At 65.7% G+C, this 21890-nt stretch carries 24 protein-coding genes, 1 tRNA gene and 1 pseudogene; 12 read left to right on the plus strand and 14 right to left on the minus strand.

Annotated elements, in window-relative coordinates:
- Positions 1–37 precede the first annotated feature (37 nt).
- The 3 genes from AC1RNQ_RS19430 to AC1RNQ_RS19440 are packed head-to-tail and all read left to right on the plus strand — an operon-like array spanning position 38 to position 3106.
- Positions 38–1447, plus strand: coding sequence for an aspartate aminotransferase family protein (locus AC1RNQ_RS19430; protein WP_493173818.1), 1410 nt, complete (start codon positions 38–40; stop codon positions 1445–1447).
- 19 nt (positions 1448–1466) lie between these two features.
- A complete protein-coding gene (locus AC1RNQ_RS19435) occupies positions 1467–1961 on the plus strand; it encodes an Lrp/AsnC family transcriptional regulator (RefSeq protein WP_493173819.1) in 495 nt (164 codons plus the stop codon).
- Entirely contained in the window at positions 1961–3106 is a 1146-nt protein-coding gene (locus AC1RNQ_RS19440) for a M20 aminoacylase family protein (protein ID WP_493173820.1), read from the plus strand. The genes AC1RNQ_RS19435 and AC1RNQ_RS19440 overlap by 1 nt, the downstream gene beginning before the upstream one ends.
- A gap of 36 nt (positions 3107–3142) precedes the next feature.
- Here the strand turns inward: AC1RNQ_RS19440 and AC1RNQ_RS19445 are convergent, their stop codons facing one another.
- On the minus strand, positions 3143–3817 hold the full coding sequence (locus AC1RNQ_RS19445) for a copper resistance protein B (protein WP_493173821.1): 675 nt from the start codon (positions 3815–3817) through the stop codon (positions 3143–3145).
- 206 nt (positions 3818–4023) lie between these two features.
- Here AC1RNQ_RS19445 and copC point away from each other — a divergent pair, with 206 nt between their 5' ends.
- From copC to AC1RNQ_RS19465, 4 genes are all read left to right on the plus strand, one after another.
- A complete protein-coding gene (gene copC, locus AC1RNQ_RS19450; RefSeq protein WP_493173822.1) occupies positions 4024–4401 on the plus strand; it encodes a copper homeostasis periplasmic binding protein CopC in 378 nt (125 codons plus the stop codon).
- Between the two features lie 4 nt (positions 4402–4405).
- A complete protein-coding gene (gene copD / locus AC1RNQ_RS19455) occupies positions 4406–5257 on the plus strand; it encodes a copper homeostasis membrane protein CopD (RefSeq protein ID WP_493173824.1) in 852 nt (283 codons plus the stop codon).
- A 121-nt stretch (positions 5258–5378) separates the two neighbouring features.
- On the plus strand, positions 5379–7346 hold the full coding sequence (gene acs, locus AC1RNQ_RS19460) for an acetate--CoA ligase (protein WP_493173826.1): 1968 nt from the start codon (positions 5379–5381) through the stop codon (positions 7344–7346).
- Between the two features lie 42 nt (positions 7347–7388).
- Positions 7389–7985, plus strand: a complete 597-nt coding sequence (locus AC1RNQ_RS19465; RefSeq protein WP_493173828.1) for an FG-GAP repeat domain-containing protein — start codon at positions 7389–7391, stop codon at positions 7983–7985.
- On the opposite strand, the pseudogene AC1RNQ_RS19470 reads toward AC1RNQ_RS19465, so the two are convergent.
- Positions 7969–8261 (minus strand): annotated as a pseudogene (locus AC1RNQ_RS19470) (Arm DNA-binding domain-containing protein). The gene AC1RNQ_RS19465 and the pseudogene AC1RNQ_RS19470 overlap by 17 nt on opposite strands.
- A gap of 158 nt (positions 8262–8419) precedes the next feature.
- Positions 8420–8512: transfer RNA gene (locus AC1RNQ_RS19475), tRNA-Ser, on the minus strand.
- Positions 8513–8762: 250 nt separating this feature from the next.
- Here AC1RNQ_RS19475 and AC1RNQ_RS19480 point away from each other — a divergent pair.
- The gene (locus AC1RNQ_RS19480) at positions 8763–9527 is read left to right on the plus strand and encodes a DUF1134 domain-containing protein (protein WP_493173830.1); all 765 of its coding nucleotides are present in this window, start codon (positions 8763–8765) and stop codon (positions 9525–9527) included.
- Positions 9528–10031: 504 nt separating this feature from the next.
- Here the strand turns inward: AC1RNQ_RS19480 and AC1RNQ_RS19485 are convergent.
- From AC1RNQ_RS19485 to petA, 4 genes are read right to left on the minus strand one after another with little or no spacing between them, the layout of a single operon-like run.
- The gene (locus tag AC1RNQ_RS19485; RefSeq protein WP_493173831.1) at positions 10032–10586 is read right to left on the minus strand and encodes an adenine phosphoribosyltransferase; all 555 of its coding nucleotides are present in this window, start codon (positions 10584–10586) and stop codon (positions 10032–10034) included.
- A 25-nt stretch (positions 10587–10611) separates the two neighbouring features.
- Positions 10612–11424 carry a cytochrome c1 gene (locus AC1RNQ_RS19490; RefSeq protein WP_493173832.1) on the minus strand — a complete coding sequence of 271 codons (813 nt, stop codon included), beginning with the start codon at positions 11422–11424 and terminating at the stop codon, positions 10612–10614.
- A 31-nt stretch (positions 11425–11455) separates the two neighbouring features.
- Entirely contained in the window at positions 11456–12736 is a 1281-nt protein-coding gene (locus AC1RNQ_RS19495) for a cytochrome b (protein WP_493173834.1), read from the minus strand.
- 13 nt (positions 12737–12749) lie between these two features.
- Positions 12750–13307, minus strand: coding sequence for a ubiquinol-cytochrome c reductase iron-sulfur subunit (petA, locus tag AC1RNQ_RS19500; RefSeq protein ID WP_493173835.1), 558 nt, complete (start codon positions 13305–13307; stop codon positions 12750–12752).
- Between the two features lie 220 nt (positions 13308–13527).
- Here petA and AC1RNQ_RS19505 point away from each other — a divergent pair, with 220 nt between their 5' ends.
- Together AC1RNQ_RS19505 and hemF are read left to right on the plus strand one after the other, a co-directional pair.
- A complete protein-coding gene (locus AC1RNQ_RS19505) occupies positions 13528–13986 on the plus strand; it encodes a tRNA (cytidine(34)-2'-O)-methyltransferase (RefSeq protein ID WP_493173836.1) in 459 nt (152 codons plus the stop codon).
- Positions 13983–14843, plus strand: coding sequence for an oxygen-dependent coproporphyrinogen oxidase (gene hemF / locus AC1RNQ_RS19510; protein ID WP_493173837.1), 861 nt, complete (start codon positions 13983–13985; stop codon positions 14841–14843). The genes AC1RNQ_RS19505 and hemF overlap by 4 nt, the downstream gene beginning before the upstream one ends.
- Positions 14844–14900: 57 nt before the next feature.
- On the opposite strand, the gene AC1RNQ_RS19515 is transcribed toward hemF, so the two are convergent.
- Together AC1RNQ_RS19515 and AC1RNQ_RS19520 are read right to left on the minus strand one after the other, a co-directional pair.
- The gene (locus AC1RNQ_RS19515; protein WP_493173839.1) at positions 14901–15779 is read right to left on the minus strand and encodes a hypothetical protein; all 879 of its coding nucleotides are present in this window, start codon (positions 15777–15779) and stop codon (positions 14901–14903) included.
- A 130-nt stretch (positions 15780–15909) separates the two neighbouring features.
- Complete coding sequence (locus AC1RNQ_RS19520) at positions 15910–16728, minus strand: hypothetical protein (protein ID WP_493173841.1); 819 nt, start codon at positions 16726–16728, stop codon at positions 15910–15912.
- 130 nt (positions 16729–16858) lie between these two features.
- On the opposite strand from AC1RNQ_RS19520, the gene lipB reads away from it, so the two are divergent.
- A complete protein-coding gene (gene lipB, locus AC1RNQ_RS19525; protein ID WP_493173843.1) occupies positions 16859–17512 on the plus strand; it encodes a lipoyl(octanoyl) transferase LipB in 654 nt (217 codons plus the stop codon).
- Between the two features lie 9 nt (positions 17513–17521).
- Positions 17522–17860 carry a hypothetical protein gene (locus AC1RNQ_RS19530; RefSeq protein WP_493173845.1) on the plus strand — a complete coding sequence of 113 codons (339 nt, stop codon included), beginning with the start codon at positions 17522–17524 and terminating at the stop codon, positions 17858–17860.
- A 130-nt stretch (positions 17861–17990) separates the two neighbouring features.
- On the opposite strand, the gene queE is transcribed toward AC1RNQ_RS19530, so the two are convergent.
- The 5 genes from queE to argF form a co-directional block, all read right to left on the minus strand.
- Positions 17991–18623, minus strand: coding sequence for a 7-carboxy-7-deazaguanine synthase (gene queE, locus AC1RNQ_RS19535; RefSeq protein WP_493173847.1), 633 nt, complete (start codon positions 18621–18623; stop codon positions 17991–17993).
- A 3-nt stretch (positions 18624–18626) separates the two neighbouring features.
- Positions 18627–19310 carry a 7-cyano-7-deazaguanine synthase QueC gene (gene queC / locus AC1RNQ_RS19540; RefSeq protein WP_493173849.1) on the minus strand — a complete coding sequence of 228 codons (684 nt, stop codon included), beginning with the start codon at positions 19308–19310 and terminating at the stop codon, positions 18627–18629.
- A gap of 180 nt (positions 19311–19490) precedes the next feature.
- Positions 19491–19895 carry a DUF3617 domain-containing protein gene (locus AC1RNQ_RS19545; RefSeq protein WP_493173850.1) on the minus strand — a complete coding sequence of 135 codons (405 nt, stop codon included), beginning with the start codon at positions 19893–19895 and terminating at the stop codon, positions 19491–19493.
- Positions 19896–20036: 141 nt separating this feature from the next.
- Positions 20037–20951 (minus strand): Hsp33 family molecular chaperone HslO, encoded by a 915-nt coding sequence (gene hslO, locus AC1RNQ_RS19550; protein WP_493173851.1) that lies wholly within the window; start codon positions 20949–20951, stop codon positions 20037–20039.
- Positions 20948–21874: an ornithine carbamoyltransferase gene (argF, locus tag AC1RNQ_RS19555; RefSeq protein ID WP_493173852.1), complete on the minus strand. Its 927-nt coding sequence runs from the start codon at positions 21872–21874 to the stop codon at positions 20948–20950. The genes hslO and argF overlap by 4 nt, the downstream gene beginning before the upstream one ends.
- Between the last annotated feature and the right edge of the window lie 16 nt (positions 21875–21890).

Raw genomic sequence — 21890 nt, forward strand, 5'->3', positions numbered from 1 at the left:
GGCGCAACCGGCTATCGCCCCGCGCTAGCCTGACCCCATGCAAAGCGCCCTCAAGCCCGAGCCCGTCCGGTCCAATCGCTCGCTTGTCGAGATCGATCGCGACCATCTGATCCACCCCGTCAGCTCGTTCCGCGGGCACGAACGCCACGGCGCGCGTATCCTGACCGAAGGGGACGGCATGTGGCTGACCGACAGCGACGGCCGCCGCATCCTCGACGCGTTCGCGGGATTGTGGTGCGTCAACGTGGGCTATGGACAGGACAGCATCGTCGAGGCCGCGGCCGAGCAGATGCGCCGCCTCCCCTATGCGACCGGCTATTTCCATTTCTCGAGCGAACCCGCGATCCGGCTCGCCGACGAGCTCACGACGCTGGCCCCTGCGGGCCTCGACCATATCTATTTCACGCTCGGCGGATCGGACGCGGTCGATAGCGCGATCCGCTACATCGTCCATTATTTCAATGCTATCGGCCAACCGCAGAAGAAGCAGTTCATCGCGCTCGAGTGGGGCTATCACGGATCGAGTTCGAACGGCGCGGGCTTGACGGCGCTGGCGAACTTCCACCGCGGCTTCGACCTGCCGCGCCCCTGGCAGCATCATATCGCCTCACCCTATCCCTATCGCCACCCGCAGGGCCATGAGGACGCCGCGGTGATCGCGTCGTCGGTCGCCGCGCTCGAAGCGAAGGTCGCCGAGCTCGGCGCCGACAGCGTCGCCGCCTTTTGCTGCGAACCGATCCAGGGCTCGGGCGGCGTGATCGTCCCGCCGAAGGGCTGGCTGAAGGCAATGCGCGAGGCCTGCACCCGGCTCGGCATCCTGATGCTGGTCGACGAAGTCATCACGGGCTTCGGCCGCACCGGCCCGATGTTCGCGTGCGACGACGAAGATGTGTCCCCCGATTTCCTGACGCTCGCGAAGGGACTGACCAGCGGCTATGCGCCGATGGGGGCGGTGCTGATGGCCGATCATGTCTATCAGACGATCGCCGACAGCGCGCCCGAGGCGCTCCCCGTCGGCCATGGCTTCACCTATTCGGGTCATCCGGTCAGCGCGGCGGTGGCGCTGGAGGTGCTGCGTCTTTACCGGCACGGCGGCCTGCTCGAAAATGGGGCGGTCGTGGGCGAGCGCTTTGCCGTGCGGCTCGAGGCGCTGCGAGCGCATCCGCTCGTCGGCGATGCGCGGGGACGCGGGCTGCTCGGCGCGATCGAACTGGTAACGAACAAGCAGACCAAAGCCGGCTTCGATGCCGCGCTCGACGTCGGCGGCAGGCTGTCGCAATTGACGTGGGACAATGGCGTGATCGTCCGCTGCTTCGCCAATGCGGTGATCGGCTTCGCGCCCGCATTATGCTGTTCGGAAGACGAAATGGACCTTATATTTGACCGGGTCGAAAAATCGCTCGATCAACTGCTCAACCAGCCCGATATCCGGGCGGCGCTCGGTTGATCGCGTAAAGGATAATGACATGATGCCAGGCCCGAAGCTCGACCGGATCGACCTCAAGATCCTTGCGAAGCTGCAGCAGATGGGCCGCATCACCAATGTCGAATTAGCCGACGCGGTCTGCCTGTCGCCCAGCCCCTGCCTGACGCGGGTAAAGCGGCTCGAAAAGGCCGGCTACATCACCGGCTATGGCGCGCATATCAACCTGCACAAGCTCGGCGAATTCCTTACCGTCTTCACCGAGGTGACGCTGACCGAGCATCGTCATGGCGACTTTTCGCGCTTCGAAACCCGCATCGCCAAGCTCGACGAGATCGTCGAATGCCATCTCGTCAGCGGCGGCTATGATTATCTGCTGAAATTCGTCGCACGCGGCGTCGCCCATTATCAGTCGATCATCGAGGGCATGCTCGAAAGCGACTATGGGATCGAGAAATATTTCAGCTACGTCGTGATCAAGTCGCCCTTCATCAAGCATCATTTCCCGATCCAGAACCTGTTCGGCAACCAGAGCTGATGAGCGACCTCACCGACCTGCTCGAGCCGCTCGTCGCACTGCGCCGCGACATTCATGCGCACCCCGAACTCGGCTTCCAGGAACATCGGACCGCCGCACGCATCGCCGCCGAGCTTCGGTCGGCGGGGATCGAGGTCCATGAAGGCATTGGCGGGACCGGCCTCGTCGGCGTGCTGCGCGTGGGGGACGGCGCCCGCACCCTGGGCCTGCGCGCCGACATGGATGCGCTGCCGATCGACGAGCAGACGAATCTGGCCTGGGCCAGCACCGCACCGGGCTGCTTTCATGGCTGCGGCCACGACGGCCATGTCGCGATGCTGCTCGGCGCGGCGCAATATCTGGCCCGCGACCCCGGCTTTTCGGGCACGCTCCACTTCATCTTCCAGCCGGCCGAGGAAGGCCTGGGCGGCGCGCGGCAGATGATCGAGGACGGCTTGTTCGAACGCTTTCCCTGCGACCGCGTCTATGCGCTGCACAATTGGCCGGGCCTGCCGGCGGGGGTGATTTCGACGCGCGCCGGCGCGATCATGGGCGCCGCGGACAAATTCGCCATCCTGATCGAAGGGCGCGGAGGGCACGCCGCGCTGCCGCAGGACACGCCCGATGCGCTGCTCGCCGCGGCCAGCCTCGTGCAGCAGCTCAACACGATCGTCGCGCGCGACGTGCCGTCATCGGCGTCGGCCGTCCTGTCGGTCACCGAAATCCACGGCGGTCATGCGCATAATGTCCTTCCCGCCGACGTTCGTGTCGGCGGCACGGTCCGGACCTTCGACCCCGTGGTGCAGGACCGTATCGAGGAACGGATGCGCCAGATGCTGCGCGGCATCGAGGCGTCGTTCGAGGTACGCGCGACGCTCGATTATGACCGCTATTATCCGGCAACGATCAACGACCCGGCCGCGGCCGAAGATGCGCTGGAGATCGCCGCAACCGTCGCGCATGCCGCACGGGCGCCCGAGCCGGCGGCGACGTCGGAAGATTTCTCCTTCATGCTCCAGCAGCGGCCCGGCGCCTATATCTGGCTGGGCCAGGGGCAAGGCGACAATCCCGCGCCGCTCCACAATCCGCGGTATGATTTCAACGATGATGTCCTGGAAACCGGCATGCGGTTGCACATCGCCCTCGCACGCCACTGGCTGCGCTGACGCGGGCCGGCGCCCTCCCGCAAACCCCGACCGACGCTAAAACGAAAGTCCGATGCCGAAAATGGCGCGCGTGACTCTGGCCGTTTCGCCATGCGCGGTTGCGATGTCGCGCGTGCCGCCGAGCAGACGCTCGTGGATGACACCCGTATAGATGTTGAGGTTTTTGCCAAGCGCCCTGCGCAAGCGCACCGACGCCTCGACATCGGTCAGACCCCGGCCAAGATCCTCGGCCGGAACCGCCTGCCCCGACCAGCCCAGCGCCAGTCGCGGTTCGAGCGTCAAGCGCGGCGTGATCGCCCAGCGGGCGAGCAACTGGCCGCTTCCGGTCAGGTTCCCGTGCTGCGACATAAAGGCATAATGCTCGGCCTCGATCCCGGACCCGAGGTCCACGGTGATCCCCAGCGACGCATGGGCCAGATTCGATGCGTCGCGAATATCGTACCGAACGCCAGCCAGGATTGCGACGCGGTCCGAAAGCGTGCGCGAATAAAGCGCCTGGATTTCGATATCGTCGAAGCTTGTGCGCGTGTCGCTGCCGCCTGCGAGCTTGATCACGAGTTGGTCGGCGCCCGCACCGACGGTCATGCCGCCGTCGAGCACGAGGTGATCATGCCCCTTCCCGACATGCACCTCGAGCAGGTCGATATCGGCGGCAAACCCATCTTGAGCGAAAGCTGCGACGGGAAAGGCGGCAAGGCCGGCGAGAAGCATGAACCAGCGGGTGACAGCCGAATATCGCATGCCCCCATGTGCCATGCCCGCGCTTGCGATTATCGCCGATCCGGCGCCTCTTTCCGGCACATCCTGTCAGAAACGAGCCGGATTCCGGATATGGATGCGGCCGCGAGGCCCTATAGGATAAGACGCCGCGGCGCCGCGGCGCCGCTGCACCGCAGCTCCAAGGACTGGAGACACAGATGCGCAGACATGCTTTCATCGCCCTCACCATTCTCATCGCAAGCCTGCTGCCTGCGTCGGCAATCGCCCATCCCCGCCTGCTCTCCTCTTCACCCGCCGCCAACGCCAGCGTCGCGAAACCGGCAGCGATCACGCTCGCTTTTTCCGAAACACTTGTCGCACCGCTCTCGGGGATCGAGCTGACGATGACCGGCATGCCGGGCATGGCCAAGCATGCACCCGTTGCAATCGGCGGCCTTACGACCAAGGTCAACGGCAAGGTGCTGACGGTCAAGCCCGCGCGTCCGCTCGCTGCCGGCACCTATGCGCTGAAGTGGCATGCCGTGGCCAGCGACCAGCACCGCATCCAAGGCAATTTCAACTTCACCGTCCGGTGACCGGTTGACCGAGCCAGGCCTCCTCGCTGCGCGCGCGCTGGGTTATGCGGCACTCCTGCTCGCGGCGGGCGTGCCTCTCTATATGCTCGTCGCGGGACGCGAACTGGTCAGCGGAAGGCGAAGCCTGCCAGCCGTCGCGGTGGCCGCGGTGGTTGCCCTCGCCGCATCGGCGTGGGGAATGCTCGAAAGCGTCACGTCGATGCTCGCCGTACCGCTTGGCGAGATCGACCGGGCGACGCTGCAAACCATCCTCGCGGAGACGCCGCTCGGCATGGTGTTCGCCATTCGCGGCCTTGCACTGTTGCTCGCGGCATTCGCCGCCGCACGCCGGAAATGCGGCCTCGCCGCGATCGCCGGTTCGATCGCACTCGCCACGAACGCCTGGACCGGCCATGCCGGCGCCACCGAAGGCGGCCTCGGTACTCTCCATCGCCTTTCCGACATCGTCCATCTGCTCGCCGCCGCGATGTGGCTCGGCGCCCTCGTCGTCTTTCTTGGCGCGTTGCTCGGCCGGAGCGACCGCGATGCCTTCATCCGCAGCCTCGCTGGCTTCGCCGCGACGGGCACGATCCTCGTATTGCTGCTGCTCGCCACCGGCATCGTCAACATGATCGCCATCGCGGGCTGGCCGCCAGCGTTGACCAGCGACTGGGCATTTCTGCTGATGGCAAAACTCGGCCTGTTCGCCGCGATGCTCGGCTGCGCAGCGCTCAATCGCTGGCGCCTCGCGCCCGCGCTCGCCGCGGACGCGCCGGGATCCGACCGCACGCTGCGCCGCTCGCTCGCCGCCGAAACCGCCGCCGGGTTCGCAGTCGTGCTGGTGGTCGCCTTGCTCGGCACCCTCTCGCCCAGCTGAGCAAAACCTGTCGCCAAATGCCGATTTTCCGGCATTCGCGACCGTTTGCACGGCAACTTCGGCGGCGCCTTTTCGCTCCACGATCCTAAGCGAGGGAAGAGAGACCGAGGGAGCGAAGAAAATGGGCGACGCCGAAATCTATCCCGTGCCGCTATGGTGGCGAGAGAATGGCCGCGTCGATGCGGCCGCGCGGCGCGCGCTCTATGACCGGTCGCTGGCCGACGCCGACGCCTTCTGGCTTGAACAGGCGCGGCGGCTGGACTGGACGAGCTTTCCCAAGACTGCCGGCGATTGGTCGTTCGATGCCGAGGATTTTCACATCGCCTGGTTTGCCGACGGCGAATTGAATGCCTGCGTCAATTGCGTCGATCGCCATGCAGCGAAGCGCCCCGATGCCACGGCGATCATCTGGGAACCGGACGACCCCGACGAGCCGTCGCGGTCGATCACCTATTCCGATCTGCTCGCCGAGATATGCCGCTTCGCCAATGTGCTGAAGGCGAACGGGGTCGGGCGCGGCGACCGCGTCACCATCTATATGCCGATGATCCCCGAAGCCGCCTTCGCCTTGCTCGCCTGCGCACGCCTGGGCGCGATTCATTCGGTCGTGTTCGGTGGCTTCTCCCCCGAAGCGATCGCCGGCCGCATCAACGACTGCGGATCAACCGTCGTTATCACGGCCGACGCGGGGCGGCGCGGCGGCAAGCATGTCCCGCTGAAGCCGAATGTCGACGCGGCGCTCGCGCATGCGCCGGGAGTCGAGCGCGTCATCGTCGTGCGGGCCACGGGCGCCGACACGGCGATGACGCCGGGACGCGACATCTGGTATCACGACGCCGCCACCACGGTCGGCGCCGATTGCCCCGCGGTTCCGATGGGGACGGAAGACCCGCTGTTCATTCTCTACACCTCGGGCTCAACCGGCAAACCGAAGGGCGTGATGCACACCACCGGCGGCTATCTTCTCTGGGCCGCCCTGACGCACGAGCTTGTCTTCGATTATCGGCCAGGCGAGACATTCTGGTGCGCCGCCGACATCGGCTGGATCACCGGGCACAGTTACATCCTTTATGGCCCGCTCGCCAACGGCGCGACCACATTGATGTATGAAGGCGTTCCCAACTGGCCGACCCCGTCGCGTCTGTGGGAAATTTGCGACCGCCACCGCGTCACCACGCTGTTCACCGCCCCTACGGTGCTACGCGCGCTGATGCGCGAGGGTGACGAGCATGTCGCGCGCACCAGCCGCGCCTCGCTTCGCCTCCTCGGTTCGGTCGGCGAACCGATCAACCCCGAAGCCTGGCGCTGGTATCATGGTGTCGTCGGCGAGGCGCGCTGCCCGATCGTCGACACCTGGTGGCAGACCGAAACCGGCGGAGCGATGATCGCCCCCCTGCCGGGGGCGACCGATCTCAAACCCGGTTCGGCGACCCTGCCGCTGCCGGGGGTCGAGCCCCGGCTCGTCGACGCCGATGGCGACGAAGTCCTAGGCGCCGGCGCCGGGAACCTCGTTATTTCGCGGAGCTGGCCGGGGCAGATGCGGTCGGTCTGGAACGATCACCCGCGCTTTTTCGAAACCTATTTCACCGCCTATCCGGGACGCTATTTCACCGGTGACGGTGCCCGCCGCGATGCGGACGGATATTGGTGGATAACGGGCCGTGTCGACGACGTCATCAACGTCTCGGGTCACCGCCTGAGCACCGCCGAGATCGAATCCGCGCTCGTCCTCCATGAAAAGGTCGCCGAAGCCGCGGTGGTGGGCAGCGCCCACGACATCAAGGGGCAGGCGATCCACGCCTATGTCGTTCTGAACGCCAGCGAGACGGCCTCGGACCTGCTCGAACGAGACCTCGCACAATGGGTCCGCCGCGAGATCGGGCCGATTGCCACACCCGAACGCGTCCGGATCGTCCCCGGTCTGCCAAAGACGCGTAGCGGCAAGATCATGCGGCGTATCTTGCGAAAGATTGCCGAAGGCCATGCGGACGATCTTGGCGATACATCGACGCTGGCCGATCCGGCGATCCTCGACATATTGCTGGGGACACCCATCACAGGCAGCGAACCCGGCGGCGGCGGCGCATGACCAAATGCCCTCCCCATTCTTCTGCCTGCCGGCGTTCGATCGGTGAATGGGATTATCATAGCGCCGGGCCGCTCGGCGCGGCAGTCGAGTTGGGTCGATTTCGACAATGACGGCGACCTCGACCTCTTCGCCGCCAACCGCGCCGGACCCAATGCGCTATTCCGCCAGGATGCGGCGCGTTTCGTGCGCGTCGGCATCGAACAGGCGGGCGATGACGCGCGCCCGACCGTCGGCGCCTGCTGGCTCGACTATGACCGCGACGGGGCGCTCGATCTCTCGGTGACGCGCGGTTACACCGACACCGGCGGCCATTTCCTCTTCCACAACGATCTCGGCAAGCCGGCCGCGCGCCGCAGCATCACGGTGCGCGTCCTCGACAAGGCTGGGCGCTTCACGCGCATCGGCGCCGAGGTCCGGCTCTACGACGACGCCGGCACGATCGTCGCGACGCGTCAGGTCTCGACCGGCGAGGGCTATAATTCGCAAGGAACCCAGCCGCTTCACTTCGGCCTTGCCTCGATGGCGCCGGTGACCGTCGAGGTCACCTTCATGGACAAGGCCGGTCGCAAGACTCAGCGCCTCGAACGCGTCCGTCCGGAGCGCTACGCCGGTAAAGACCTCGTCATCCGCCAGCGCTAGGCGCATGGACCTTGACCTTGCGGATAACGGAGGGATCATTGCCCTCGTCGAGATCGAGGCGCGCCGCGTCACGTTTCGCGCGCGCATCGCGAAGGCTGATCCTCGGATAATCCCCGAAGGACAGGTCTTCTGCTTGCCGTCAAATTGATAGTTCCATTTCCAGAGCTTAGATCCGTTCGGCGTCACCAGCAGGTAAAGCCGATGACTGTCGGAGAGCTTCCAGGACTTGGCGCGCGGCCTGGCTACGCGGATTTTTGCTTCGTTCAACATTCCCATCTCCGGACCACGTTTTTGGGCGCCGAAACCACGCGGCGATACCACGACCGAACACGGACGGGGATGAACCGCTGCGGACGAACGAATCCGAAAAGTTCAGGTTTTCTGGGAGAAACTCAATCTCGGTGGACTGATACGCACCCCTGCGAAAGGGGTGGTGGCGGAGACGGAGGGATTCGAACCCTCGGTACCGGATTTACCAGTACGACGGTTTAGCAAACCGTTGGTTTCAGCCACTCACCCACGTCTCCGCATGGTCCATCGCGCTAACGACGGGCTGGCCTAGGCGGGTCGCTATAGCCAGCACGCTCGCGCCCCGCAACGCCTAACATTGCCCTTTTTTGACGCCGCCCCATCAGCCGGTCGCGCAATATGATTCGGTCTGGCGCAAAATCGACTCGGGTCATCGCCGGTTCATTGCCCGCGCGCCAATCCGGGAGTCATGGTAAACGCGTGCCGGGACAGGGTTTCGCGTCCACGGCCCGAGATTTGGGGGATATTATGCGTTCATCGATCACCACCTTCGTCCTGGCGGCGACCGCGTCGCTCGGCCTCGCGCTGTCGCCGCTGCCCGCGGCGGCGCAGATGACCGAGATCGATCCGAACACCGCGATCGACGTCGACCTCAACAATCCCACCCCGCCGCCTCCGCCGGTCACCGAAACGACGACGAGCGGCGACGCCTCGCTCGACAGCGACCTCGCCACCGGCGACGCGCAGGTCACCGGCGACACCACGGTCACCGCCGACACCGGCACGGCCGTCAGCGCCGCTCCCCCGGGTACGACCTACAAGAAGGACGATCTGATCGGCGCCGCCGAGGGCGTGTTCGGCAAGGGTGCGCAGGGGCTCGCCGGGCTGATCGAGGATGTGCTCAAGAAGCAGGGCGAACCCAATGCCTATATCGTCGGCCGCGAAGCCGGCGGCGCGCTCGTGCTCGGGCTGCGCTACGGTTCGGGGACGCTGTTCCACAAGATCGAGGGCGAAAAGCCCGCCTATTGGACCGGTCCATCGATCGGCTTCGACGCGGGCGCCAACGCCGGCAACACCTTCGTCCTCGTCTATAATCTCTTCGACAGCGAGGATCTCTACAAGCGCTATCCCGCGGGCGAAGGCGCCGCCTATCTGATCGGCGGTTTCAACGCCTCCTACCTCCGCCGCGGCGACGTGGTGCTGATCCCGATCCGCGTCGGCGTCGGCGCGCGGCTCGGCGCCAATGTCGGCTATATGAAGTTCCGCAAGAAGCAGAGCTGGGTGCCCTTCTAAACCGATCCCAGGGCGCCGTCCCCCGGCGCCGGAAGTCCGCGCCCGGACCGGCGCGGGCTCTTTTTTTGGAAGGATAGCGGCGAGTTTCCGGCGAAACGCGACACCCGCTTAAACCACAATCGTCACCCCGGGCTTGACCCGGGGCCTGCCTTGTCTTGAAGAAAAAGGCGGATCCCGGATCAAGTCCGGGATGACGAAGTGAAGAACGGCAACGGCAGCTCCCCACCCCAAAGCGGCAAACGCCTTCAAAAAAAGCCTTTCCTACATTATCCGGCTGTGCCAGCTTTCATTCGGTGGACAAAAGCGGGTCGCTCCCCGGCTTGCCGATGCGACCCACGGCGCGCCGCGCCGGACGCGTCGAGCTCTCCGCGAGGTCCAAAGCGGGGCGCGCGCAGGGCTGAACTTTACTGAACTTTGGAATGTCACGCGGCCCTCATGTCGACCGGATCCGACCCGGGACGACGCAAGAAGGCCATGCTCCCTCCCCACCCCGAGACCGCCCCGCTAGTCGCCGTCGAACGCAATCAGCGTCTCGCAGGCGAGGCCCGCCGCGGCCAGTCGCTGCGATCCGCCCAGATCGGGCAGGTCGATCACAAACAGCGCCGCCGCGACCTCAGCCCCGGCGCTACGCATCAGCGCGGCGGTCGCGAGGATCGTGCCGCCAGTCGCGAGCAGGTCGTCGACGAGTACCACACGGTGGCCGGGCAGCACCGCGCCCTCGTGCAGTTCGAGGCGGTCGGCGCCATATTCGAGCTCATAATCGACCCCGATGGTCACGCCTGGCAGCTTGCCCGCCTTGCGCACCGGGACGAGGCCGAGCCCCATCATCGTCGCCATCGCGGCGCCGAACAGGAAACCGCGCGCCTCGACCGCGACGATCAGATCGGGACGATAGTCGGCCGCTCGAACGGAAAGACGCCGCGCGGCTTCGGAAAAGCCGGCGGCGTCGCCGATCAATGTCGTGATATCGCGGAACTGGATGCCCGGCTTCGGAAAGTCGGGGATGGTGCGGACGAGCCCCGCGAGGTCCAGTTGCGGAGCGGGGGGAAGGGCGATCATGGGTGCCGCTCCCTTCCCTGCCCGATCAATGCTTCTTGTCGGCCCAGATGTTGCGGTACGACAAATAGGTCAGCGTGGTGAACATCGCGATGAAGAGCAGCACGGCCCAGCCGGTCCACACGCGCTTCACCAGATTGGGTTCGGCGGTCCAGACGAGGAAGGCACTGACGTCGCGCGCCATATGCTCGACGTCGTTCTTGCTGCCGTCGGCGAAGGTCACCTGACCATTGGCCAGCGGCGGCGCCATCGCGAGGTTGAGGTTCGCGAAATAGGGGTTGAAGTGCAGCCCAGTGCCCGGCTGAAGCTCCTTGGGCAGGTCCTTCGGCGGGGCCTTGTAGCCGGTCAGCAGCGAATAGACATAGTCCTTGCCGCCTTCGCGCGCCTTGGTGATCAGCGACAGGTCGGGCGGCAGCGCGTTGTTGTTCGCGGCGCGCGCGGCGACTTCGTTCGGATAGGGCGACGGGAAATGATCCGACGGCAGGCCGGTGCGCGTCGCCGGCTCGCCCGTGTCGGGGTTGAGCGACGGAATATTGTCATAGCTCTTGGCGAAGCTCTTCACCTGACCCTCGGTATAGCCGAAGTCCGCGATGTTGCGGAACGCAACGAGGTTCAGGCTGTGACAGGCCGAGCAGACCTCCTTGTACACCTGCATCCCGCGCTGCAGTTGGGCCTTGTCCCAATGGGGGAACAGGCCGTCGCTGCTGAGCGCGAGGTGGCGCGGATGCTTGTGGATCTCATGCGCGGCGTTGGGCTCATTCTTGAGCGGCGTCGTGAAGATCGCAAACACCAGCGCGGCGATGAAGCCGAGGCCGACGAGAAAACCGAGCGGGCGAACCATGGCTGTATCAGCTCCTATTAAAGTCCGGCGCTCAGGCCGTGGCCGCCGACTTGTCGTCGGCATGCTTTGCGAGGACCGCTTCCGTGATCGAGTTCGGCATCGGCAGCGGTCGTTCGATCCGCGAGATGATCGGCAGGATGATCAGGAAGTGCGCGAAATAATAGATCGAGCCAATCTGGCTGAGGATCACATAGGGCTGCTCCGCCGGGCTCTTGCCGCAATAGCCCAGGATGAACACGTCGGCGACGAGGATCCAGAAGAAGATGCGGTTGAGCGGGCGATAGGTCGACGACTTCACCGGCGAGCTGTCGAGCCACGGCAGGAAGAACAGCAGCGCGATCGACGCGAACATAGCGATGACGCCCCACAGCTTCGCATCGATCCACAGGAAGTTGAAGGTGAAGGCGCGCAGGATCGCGTAGAAGGGCCAGAAATACCATTCGGGAACGATATGCGCGGGCGTCGAGAGCGGGTTGGCTGCGATATAATTGTCGGCGTGGCCCAGCAGGTTCGGCGTGAAGAAGGTCAGCGCAGCGAACACGAACAGGAAGACGCCAAGCCCGAAGCCGTCCTTCGCGGTGTAATAGGGGTGGAACGGGACGGTGTCCTGCTCGTCCTTCACCTCGATGCCGGTCGGGTTCGACGAACCCGGGATGTGCAGCGCCCAGATGTGCAGGATGATGACACCCGCGATCACGAAGGGCAGCAGATAGTGCAGCGAGAAGAAGCGGTTGAGCGCGGCGTTGTCGGGCGCGAAACCGCCGAGCAGCCACTGGCGGATCGGTTCGCCGACCATCGGTATCGCCGAGAAGAAGCCGGTGATCACCTGCGCGCCCCAGAAGCTCATCTGACCCCAGGGAAGGACGTAACCCATGAAGGCGGTCGCCATCATCAGGAGGAAGATCACGACGCCGAGCAGCCACACCATCTCGCGCGGCGCCTTGTACGAACCGTAATAAAGGCCGCGGAAAATGTGCAGATAGACGACGATGAAGAACATGCTCGCGCCGTTCATATGCGCATAGCGGATGAACCAGCCGGCGTTCACGTCGCGCATGATATGCTCGACCGAGTTGAACGCGACACCCGCATTGGCGGCATAATGCATCGCCAGCACGATGCCGGTCACGATCTGGATCGCCAGCGCGGCCCCGGCGAGGACGCCGAAGTTCCAGAAATAGTTGAGGTTGCGCGGCACCGGATAGCCGGCGCCGACGGCGTTATAGACGAGGCGCGGCAGCGGCAGCTTCTCGTCCAGCCACACCATCAGCGGCTGCTTGGGTTCGTAATTCTTGGCCCAGGGAAAGCTCATCTTATCTCGCTCCTCAGCCGATCGTCACGACGGTGTCGCTGTTGAATTCATAAGGCGGCACGACGAGGTTGGTCGGCGCCGGGCCTTTGCGGATGCGCGCCGCGGTGTCGTAGTGCGAGCCGTGGCACGGGCAGAAATAACCGCCGAAATCGCCGCGATTCTCGACGCTGGTCGCGCCCAGCGGGACGCAGCCCAAGTGGGTGCAGACGGCGAGCGTGATCAGCCACTCTTCCTTGCCGGGCTTGGTGCGCTCGGCCAGCGTCTGCGGATCGCGCAGCTCCGAAGGCGGCACGGCATTGGCGGCCGCGATCTCTGTCGGGGTCAGCTTGCGGATGAACACCGGCTGCTTGCGCCAGCTGGTCTTGATCCCCTGGCCAAGTTCGATCGTCGAGATATCGACCTCGGTCGACGACAGCGCGAGCACGTCGGCGGAGGGATTCATCTGGTTGACCAGCGGCAGCACCACCGCGACCGCGCCGACCCCGGCGAAGCTGACCGCCGCGATATTGATGAAGTCGCGGCGCCGCACGCCATCTTCGACGACTGCGCTGTGTTCGGATTCACTGGCCATTCGATTGCCCTTGCATGGCTGAACTGACAATTTTCCCGGAAAATTCGGCCGCCCGCAGCGCGCGCACGAAAGGACGCGTCCCGGCGGCCCCTCCGGGAATTGCGGGCCTGATAGCCGCACATCCGGGGCTTGCCAACAGGCAATTTCCGCTTCTTCGACTGTACCAAGACATCGCGCCGAGGCGCTCGATTCCGCGCGCGACCCCGGCTATGACTGGCCCATGGAAATCGCCCTGTTTCAGCCCGATATCGCGGGCAACGTCGGCACGACGCTGCGCACCGCCGCGTGCCTCGCCGCGCCTGCGCATATCATCGAGCCGTGCGGCTTTCCCTTTTCGGATGCTGCGCTGAAGCGTGCGGGCATGGATTATGCGACGCGCGCCAATGTGACGCGCCACGCCGATTGGGCTGCGTTCACGGCTTGGACTGCCGCGGCGGGCAAAAGGATCGTGCTGCTGACCACCGCCGGGGCGACGCGCCTGCCCGACTTCGATTTCGGCCAAGGCGACGTGCTGCTGCTCGGCGCAGAATCCTCGGGGGTTCCATCCCATGTCCATGAAGCCGTGGCGGCGCGGGTCGCGATTCCGATGCACCGGGAGTTTCGCTCCTTGAATGTCGCGGTCGCGGCTGGCATCGCGCTCGCCGAGGCGCTCCGGCAGACGAAAGGCTTTCCCGCATGATTTCGCTCGACCCCCAGCAACAGGCCGCGCGCGACTGGTTCGAATCGCTGCGCGACCGGATATGCGCCGAGTTCGAGGCAATCGAGGCCGAAGCCGGCAGCGACGCGCGCTTCGCCTATACGCCGTGGGATCGCGAGGCCGAGGGGCTGGAGCCCGGCGAAGGCGGCGGCGGCATGCGCGGGGTGATGACCGGCGCGGTGTTCGAAAAGGTTGGGGTGAATGTCTCGACCGTCGCGGGCCAGTTCGCCCCCGACTTCGCGCAGTCGATCCACGGCGCGGGCGAGGACCCGAGCTTCTTCGCGACCGGAATCAGCCTCGTGGCGCATATGGCCAACCCGCATGTGCCCGCGGTGCATATGAACACGCGGTTCCTGGTCACGACGCGGCGCTGGTTCGGCGGCGGCGCCGACCTCAACCCGCCGATTCCCTATGCCGAAGACACTGACGCGTTTCACGCCCGGCTGCGCGCGGCCTGCGCGCCCTTCGGCCCCGATGTCTATCAGCGCTACGCCAAATGGGCCGAGGATTATTTCTATATCCCGCACCGCGGCGTGCATCGCGGGGTCGGCGGTATCTTCTACGACCATCTCGAATGCGGCGACGATGCCGAATATGACCGCAATTTCGAGCTGACCCGCGCGGTCGGCGAAGCGTTCCTCGACATCTTCCCGCAGATCGTGCGGCAGCGCATGGGGCTGCCCTTCAGCGAGGCCGAGCGCGACGAACAGCTCATCTGGCGCGGCCGCTACGCCGAGTTCAACCTCGTCTACGACCGCGGTACTTTGTTCGGGCTCAAGACCGGCGGCAATATCGACGCGATCCTGATGAGCCTGCCGCCGCTCGCCAAATGGAGCTGAACGAAAAAGGGCGCCCCGTCTTCGGAGCGCCCCTTTCCTCGTTGCACACGTTTCCGGTCAGGCGAAGACGTCCGACCCGCTCTTGGCGCTGATGCAGCGATAGACCGCCGCCGGCATCGACACCGAAACCAGCACCACCGGCACATAAACGAGCAACGCGACGATCAGCGCCCCGATCATCGCTCCCGCACCGGCGTCGGGCGACGACATCGCCGAGCCCATGACCCCGCCGAGCACCATCGAGACGACGAAGAAGAAGACGAAGAACAGGATCGCCATCACGATGTTGAAGCCGACGATCGTCCATTGCGAAGCGCTGGTCATCCGCCACGAATCGGCGAAAGCCGTGAACGGATTCGACGAACGATTGACCGCCATCAGCGGACCCGCGACCGACAACCGGCCGAAGAACCAGGTGAAGAAGATGATGATCGCGGCGTAGATCAGGATCGCGAAGACGATCAGGCCCGCCGAAGCGCCGCCCGTTGCCAGGCTTTCGATCGACATCCCGCTGGCCCCGAACACCGCGAAGGCGAGCAGCCCGACGATCAGAAGCACGATATACATCAGGATGACCGTCGCGATGTAGACGACGAACATCGCGAACATATAGGCCGCCCCGGCGCCAAGGCCCCAGCCGATATCGCTCGCCGGTTCGCCACCGACAAGGCCCGATCGCCAGATCAGCAGGCTGGCCGCCGTGACGATCGTTCCGGCGATGATCGCGAAGAGGAAAAACGACCCGAGCGCCCCGAAGGCTGCCGAGGGATCGCCCTGTGCCATCATCATGGTCATCATCGCGTTGCGCAGCAACAGCCAGCCCAAAAGGCAAACGATCACCACCGCACCGCCGAGCCACATCAGCATCTGCATCCAATTGGCCTTCAGAAACGCAAATGTTTCCGAAATGGCCGCACCGACACTCATCTTGACCATGATTTTTCCCCCTTTTGTTGAACCTGCTTTCAATCCTTCTTTTGCGTCCCGATGTTTCTGGTTAACCGATTACCGTCCGGTTTGCGATATTTTCCTGCCGCTACGGAAAGCCCGGGCTTCGCGCCGAGCGTCAGGAAAAAATGTCCTTGCCACCGCGGATCGCGAGCTGACGATAGGCGGCCGCCGTGATCGCAACCCCGACGATGCCGCTGGCCGCCTCGGCGAGCCCTTCCGCAACCCCGGTGATCAGCCGCCCGGCCCCCTCGCCGGTTCCCGCCACCGCGCCGACCACGAGGACCAGCAACCCGAAGGTGATGCCGATCACCAGCATGACGAGAATCAGGAAGAGCGCAACGCGCCAGCCATTGTCCTTGGTCAGCTTCCAGCTGTCCCCGATCGCGGTGAGCGGATTGTAGATCGCACGGTCGGCGATCGCTGGCGAAACCAGCGCGAGCCGGCCCCACAGATAGACCGCGATGCCCAGGAAGGCGAACAGGCCGATCACGAGCAGCAGGATCCCAACCGCGCCGGCACCGGCCGCCAGCCCGGGCATGACGCAAAGCGCGCCGATCACGAGCATGCCGAGCGAGAGGATCACCTGCACCGCGATCATCGTCGGGATCATCTTGAGCGCGAACACCAGTGCCTCGCCGACGCTGATGCCGATCCGCGATAGCCAGAGCCGCAGGATACCGACGCCGCCGATCGCGCCGATCATGCTGACCAGCAATTCATAGGGAAGGATCTGGCGCATGCCTGCGCTCATGGCCGCCATGGCCTGCTCGAAGGTCGCGCTGTCGGCGGGCTCGATCGGTACCGGCCCGAACCAGCTCACCGCCAGCCTGGGCAGGAAAAAGAAGACGGCAACGATCGTACCGGTCAGCGCGCTGTGCGAGCGCAGCAGGACCATACAGTCGTCCCACGCCGCGCCCATGTCGAATTTCGGCATCGATACCCCGTTACTATTCTGGTTTCGTGGCGCGGGAGAGTGGCCCCGTTGACGTCTCTTGTCCAGCCCTGTCAGGGATTTAGCCGCCGCCCCTTGCAACGCGCCGCGCACGGGGGCAACAGGCGGCGCGATGAATGCCCTCCCCGCACCCCTATGGACCGCCTCGCCGGGCCTGACCGACTATCCCGCCGCGCTCGCCGACATGGAAGAACGCGCGGCCGCGATTTACGCGGGCGAAGCCGGCGAGCGTATCTGGCTGCTCGAGCATCCGCCGCTCTACACCGCGGGAACCAGCTCGGATCCCGCCGAGCTGCTCGACCCGCGCTTCCCCGTCTATGCCGCCGGGCGCGGCGGGCGTTACACCTATCATGGCCCCGGCCAGCGCGTCGGCTATGTCCAGCTCGACCTGTCGAAACGCGGCCGCGACGTGCGCGCCTATGTGGCGGCGCTCGAAGGCTGGGTGATCGATGCGCTCGCCGGGTTCGGCGTCGAAGCGCGCCGCGCCGAGGGGCGGATCGGCATCTGGACCGACGATCTGGACGGCCGCGAGGCGAAGATCGGCGCGATCGGCGTGCGCGTGAAGCGGTGGGTGACGCTGCACGGCTTCTCACTCAACGTCGCGCCCGACCTGGCACATTTCGGCGGCATCGTGCCCTGCGGCATCGCCGAATTTCCGGTGACCAGCCTCGCCGCGCTCGGCAAGGCAGCGGGCTTCGCCGAGGTCGACGCCGCACTAGAAACCGCCTTCCCTGCCTTTCTCGACAAGCTGTCGGCCAGCGACTAAGAAAAAGTCATGACCCGTATCGCGCTCGCTTCGCTGCTGATCCTCGCCCTCGCCGCCTGCGGTAACGAACCATCGGGCAAGACCACGACCAAGCTCGACGCGGTCGAGGTCGAGCCGGGCACGATCAGCGATTCGATGATCATCCTCGACGATGCCAGCGGCGACGGCACCGCGGTCGACAACAGCGTCCCCGACGACGGTACCGCCAAGCCTGCCGAGAAGAAGGACGAGGAAGCGACCGAAGAGGGCGCCGGGTCAGAAGCCGAGGGCGAAGGCGAAGCCATTTCGACGCCCGTCGGCAAGAAGACCGAAACCCCGGCCCCGGTGGCCAAGAAGGCCGGCGAATGAGTCGGGGCGCCGCGGCGCCGTTCGTAGCCATCATCCGTTCGTGCTGAGCTTGTCGAAGCACCGCCCTTTTCTTTGAAGCCGCAAGAACAAGAACGGCCCTTCGACAAGCTCAGGGCGAACGGCTTTGGGTTCAGCGCAGCCCCAGGCTCTTGTGCGTCTGCAGCGACAGGCGCCAGCGCGGGTCTTCCATCACCAGGTCGATGCACGCCTGCACATTGGCCGCAGCGTTCGGGTCGTCGAGCGGCTGGACCAACCGGTGGGCGAAGTCGAGTTCCGCGAGCCGTTCGACGTCGCTGCCCGGCTGCGGCCACACCAGCTTCAATTCGTCGCCGCTCGTCTGCACCAGCGCGCTGCCCGCCTTGGGGCTGACGCAGATCCAGTCGATGCTGCGCGGGATAGCCAGCGTGCCGTTGCTCTCGATCGCGATGGTGAAACCCTCGCCATGCAGCGCCTCGATCAATGCATTGTCGACCTGCAGCATCGGCTCGCCGCCGGTGAGCACGACATAACGGTCATCCGTCCCTTCACCCCAGCTTGTCGCGATCATCCCAGCGAGCGCGGCGGCGTGCTTATATTTGCCGCCCAGCGTGCCGTCGGTACCGACGAAGTCGGTGTCGCAAAAGCGGCAGACCGCCTCGGCGCGGTCCTTCTCGCGCCCCGTCCACAAATTGCAGCCGGCGAAGCGGCAGAAGACCGCGCGGCGGCCCGCCTGCGCGCCCTCGCCCTGCAGCGTGAGGAAAATCTCTTTGACCGCATAAGCCATGGCTCAGGCGTAGCACGTCGGGTCGGCGAGGCCGGCGTCGGCGAAGCCCTTGCTGCGCAGCCGGCAGCTGTCGCACGCGCCGCAGTGCAGCCCCTCGGGGGTCGGGTCGTAGCACGACCAGCTCATCCCCGCGTCCATGCCCAGCCGCGCGGCCTCGGCGGCGATATCGGCCTTGGTCATATGCTGGAGCGGCGCGTGGATGCGGAAATCGACGCCCTTGTCGCCGTCGCGTGTCGCGAGCCGCGCGAGCTTCTCGAACCCCGAAATGAATTCGGGGCGGCAGTCGGGATAACCCGAATAGTCGAGCGCATTGACCCCGATGACGATGTCCTGCGCCTGCCGCGCCTCGGCCAGCCCGAGCGTCAGCGACAGGAAGATCAGGTTGCGCGCGGGAACGTAAGTGACCGGCACCTCGTCGCCGACACCGTCCTTGGGCACCGCGATATCGTCGGTCAGCGCCGAGCCGCCGAAGCGGCGGAGGTCGAGCGGCAGGACGATATGCTCGGCCGCGCCGACGATCTTCGCGATGCGCGCCGCCGATTCGAGCTCGACGCGGTGGCGCTGGTTATAGTCGATCGTCAGCGCGACGATGCGCGCGCCGGCCTCGCGCGCGAGGCCGGCGCAGACCATCGAGTCGAGCCCGCCCGACAGGAGGACGATCAGGGTCTTTCCGGCCACATCGCGCATCGGCGCCAGATAGGCGTGCGCCGCCGGGGGCGCAAGTGTTGCGCCGCACCGAAGAAAACGGGCCGCACGGCAGGTGCCGTACGGCCCAGTTCGGCATGAAAGCCGTTAGGGAGAAGGACACACATCGGTGCGTCGTTCCCTCTTCCTACCAGCGCATGGTTAACAAGTTGTTACGCTCGTTCAGCGCCCGCCGCCCGCGGGGCAAGCACCCATGCGCCGCGCCTCGATCGCCTGCGAAAAGGGCTTGCCGTCGGCGATCCCCTGCGTGTCGATCTGGACGAGGCGGTTGGTTTCGGAGCGGATCGTCGTGCGGCCGTGCCCCGCGCCGGGGCAGGTATATTGGACGGTCACCGACTTCGCGCCGTCCTCGATCACGAAGCGCGAGCAACTGCCGCGCGGATGATAAATCTGGATCATCCGCCGCGCGTCGCCGACGCACAGCGACTGGACGATCGTCGCGCCGTCGCGTTCCTTGAGCTGCCACTGCCCCTTTTCGAGCCGGTCGAGCATCGCCAGCGACGGCGCCTGCGCGGGCACCGCGGTCGCGCCGGCGAGCGCGCACGCCGCCAGGCCATATTTCGTCATGGGAGAAAAGATCGCCATTATACCCTATCCATCGGCTGCCCTTATCGCGGGCAAATGCGACCCTGTGGATGGAAGGTAGCGATTCGGGCGCGCGATTTCAACCATTTGGCGCCGAAACGCTTCGCTTCGTCGCCGCCGGGTTCAATCGGGGCGGGCGATCTCTTCGAGCGGGATCGGGAAAATCCGCGAGCAGAAGGCGCAATCGACGACGATATTGCCCGCCGCGTCGGCCATGTCGATCCGCTCGGCCTCGGGGAATTGGCGCAGCACCCCGGCATAATAATCGGCGTTGCAGCGGCACCCGCGCGATACAAGCACGCCGGGCTCGATCCGCACCTCATCCTCGTGGAACAGCCGCCAGGCCAGGGTTTCGAGCGAGTTGGCCGGGTCGGTCAGTTCCTCTGCCTTCAGCGTTGCAGCGATGGTGCGCGCATGCTCCCATTCGGGATGGTCGTGGCGGATGTGCAGCCGGTCGCGCCCGACCTCGCCTTCGGGCAGGTGCTGGAGCAGCAGCCCGCCGGCGACGCAGCCGGCCTCGGCATCGTGGCGCGCGGCGAGCCGGACGAGGCTGGGAATCTGCTCGGACTGCTCGAAATAATGTTCGGCGGCGTTACCGATCGACGATCCTTCGAGCGGCACGATCCCCTGATAGCGTTCGGCCGTCGCCTCCTGGTCGAAGGTGATCGCGAGGAAGCCTTCGCCGAACAGTGCGAACAGCGTCGGATCGGAACCGACCTCGGCGAGCCGCTCGGCGTCGAATTTCAGGTAACCGCGCAATTCGCCGCCGCGATAGTCGCACACGAGCAGCTCGATCGGCCCGCCGCCGGTCTGCGCCTGCAACGTCAGTTGCCCGCCGTCGGCCTTGAGCGTCGAGCCGAGCAGCACCGTCAGCACCAGCGCCTCGGCGAGCAGTTTCTCGGCCACCGGCGGATAGCTGTGTGCGCCGAGGATCGTGTTGAGCGTCGGCCCCAGCCGCACGAAGCGCCCGCGCACATGGCGCTCGGCGATGGTGAAGACCAGGGGCTGGTCGAACCAGGTTTCCACAGTCTCGCTCACAACTTCCCTAGCGCCCACAGCAGGACCGATTTCTGCGCATGAACGCGGTTCTCGGCCTCGTCCCAGACGCGCGACTGCGACCCGTCGATCACCGCGTCGGTCACTTCCTCGCCGCGGTGCGCGGGCAGGCAGTGGAGGAACAGCGCGTCGCCCTTCGCCGCGCTCATCAGCCGTTCGTCGACCTGATAGGGCGCCATCGCCGCGAGCTTGTTGTGCGCATGCTCCTGCCCCATCGACACCCAGGTGTCGGTGACGACCAGATCGGCGCCCGCCACCGCTTCGCGCGCGTCGCGGACGATGTCGATGCGCGCACCCTTGGCGCGCGCCGCCTCGACGAAGGCCGCCTCGGGCTCATAGCCCTGCGGCACGCCCGCGCGAACATTGAAGCCGAACAGCCCCGCCGCCTCGATCAGCGACGCCAGCACATTGTTGCCGTCGCCGAGCCAGGCAAGTTCGAGCCCGGGCAGCGCCTTGCCGCTCTCGACGATCGTCAGCAGGTCGGCGACGATCTGGCACGGGTGCGACAGGTCGGTCAGCCCGTTGATCACCGGCACGCTCGCGAAATGCGCCAGTTCCTCGATCTTCTCATGATGATCGGTGCGGATCATGATCGCGTCGGCGTAACGCGACAGCACGCGCGCGGTGTCGGCGATCGTCTCGCCGCGGCCGAGTTGGCTCGTTCCCGCGTCGAGGATCATCGGCACCCCGCCAAGCTGGCGGATGGCGATGTCGAACGAGGCGCGCGTGCGCGTCGAATTCTTCTCGAACACCATCGCCAGCACATGGTCGGCGAGCGGCTTGTCGGCGTCGGGCTTCGCCTTCGGCCAGCCGGCGCGCGCCGCCTTGCGATCGATCGCGTCCGACAGCATCGCCGCGATCGCATCCCCGCCCGCGTCGGACAGGTTGAGGAAGTGCCGCATCATGCCCTCCGTTCCACGG

This window comes from Sphingopyxis sp. GW821-FHT12F08 (assembly GCF_058806755.1).

Excerpts from the sequence above, each read along its gene's own strand:
- AC1RNQ_RS19430 (WP_493173818.1), top strand. The coding sequence starts at position 38 with ATGCAAAGCGCCCTCAAGCCCGAGCCCGTCCGGTCCAATCGCTCGCTT.
- AC1RNQ_RS19435 (WP_493173819.1), top strand. The coding sequence starts at position 1,467 with ATGATGCCAGGCCCGAAGCTCGACCGGATCGACCTCAAGATCCTTGCG.
- AC1RNQ_RS19440 (WP_493173820.1), top strand. The coding sequence starts at position 1,961 with ATGAGCGACCTCACCGACCTGCTCGAGCCGCTCGTCGCACTGCGCCGC.
- AC1RNQ_RS19445 (WP_493173821.1), bottom strand. The coding sequence starts at position 3,817 with ATGCTTCTCGCCGGCCTTGCCGCCTTTCCCGTCGCAGCTTTCGCTCAA.
- copC (WP_493173822.1), top strand. The coding sequence starts at position 4,024 with ATGCGCAGACATGCTTTCATCGCCCTCACCATTCTCATCGCAAGCCTG.
- acs (WP_493173826.1), top strand. The coding sequence starts at position 5,379 with ATGGGCGACGCCGAAATCTATCCCGTGCCGCTATGGTGGCGAGAGAAT.
- AC1RNQ_RS19480 (WP_493173830.1), top strand. The coding sequence starts at position 8,763 with ATGCGTTCATCGATCACCACCTTCGTCCTGGCGGCGACCGCGTCGCTC.
- AC1RNQ_RS19485 (WP_493173831.1), bottom strand. The coding sequence starts at position 10,586 with ATGATCGCCCTTCCCCCCGCTCCGCAACTGGACCTCGCGGGGCTCGTC.
- AC1RNQ_RS19490 (WP_493173832.1), bottom strand. The coding sequence starts at position 11,424 with ATGGTTCGCCCGCTCGGTTTTCTCGTCGGCCTCGGCTTCATCGCCGCG.
- AC1RNQ_RS19495 (WP_493173834.1), bottom strand. The coding sequence starts at position 12,736 with ATGAGCTTTCCCTGGGCCAAGAATTACGAACCCAAGCAGCCGCTGATG.
- petA (WP_493173835.1), bottom strand. The coding sequence starts at position 13,307 with ATGGCCAGTGAATCCGAACACAGCGCAGTCGTCGAAGATGGCGTGCGG.
- AC1RNQ_RS19505 (WP_493173836.1), top strand. The coding sequence starts at position 13,528 with ATGGAAATCGCCCTGTTTCAGCCCGATATCGCGGGCAACGTCGGCACG.
- hemF (WP_493173837.1), top strand. The coding sequence starts at position 13,983 with ATGATTTCGCTCGACCCCCAGCAACAGGCCGCGCGCGACTGGTTCGAA.
- AC1RNQ_RS19515 (WP_493173839.1), bottom strand. The coding sequence starts at position 15,779 with ATGGTCAAGATGAGTGTCGGTGCGGCCATTTCGGAAACATTTGCGTTT.
- AC1RNQ_RS19520 (WP_493173841.1), bottom strand. The coding sequence starts at position 16,728 with ATGCCGAAATTCGACATGGGCGCGGCGTGGGACGACTGTATGGTCCTG.
- lipB (WP_493173843.1), top strand. The coding sequence starts at position 16,859 with ATGAATGCCCTCCCCGCACCCCTATGGACCGCCTCGCCGGGCCTGACC.
- AC1RNQ_RS19530 (WP_493173845.1), top strand. The coding sequence starts at position 17,522 with ATGACCCGTATCGCGCTCGCTTCGCTGCTGATCCTCGCCCTCGCCGCC.
- queE (WP_493173847.1), bottom strand. The coding sequence starts at position 18,623 with ATGGCTTATGCGGTCAAAGAGATTTTCCTCACGCTGCAGGGCGAGGGC.
- queC (WP_493173849.1), bottom strand. The coding sequence starts at position 19,310 with ATGCGCGATGTGGCCGGAAAGACCCTGATCGTCCTCCTGTCGGGCGGG.
- AC1RNQ_RS19545 (WP_493173850.1), bottom strand. The coding sequence starts at position 19,895 with ATGACGAAATATGGCCTGGCGGCGTGCGCGCTCGCCGGCGCGACCGCG.
- argF (WP_493173852.1), bottom strand. The coding sequence starts at position 21,874 with ATGATGCGGCACTTCCTCAACCTGTCCGACGCGGGCGGGGATGCGATC.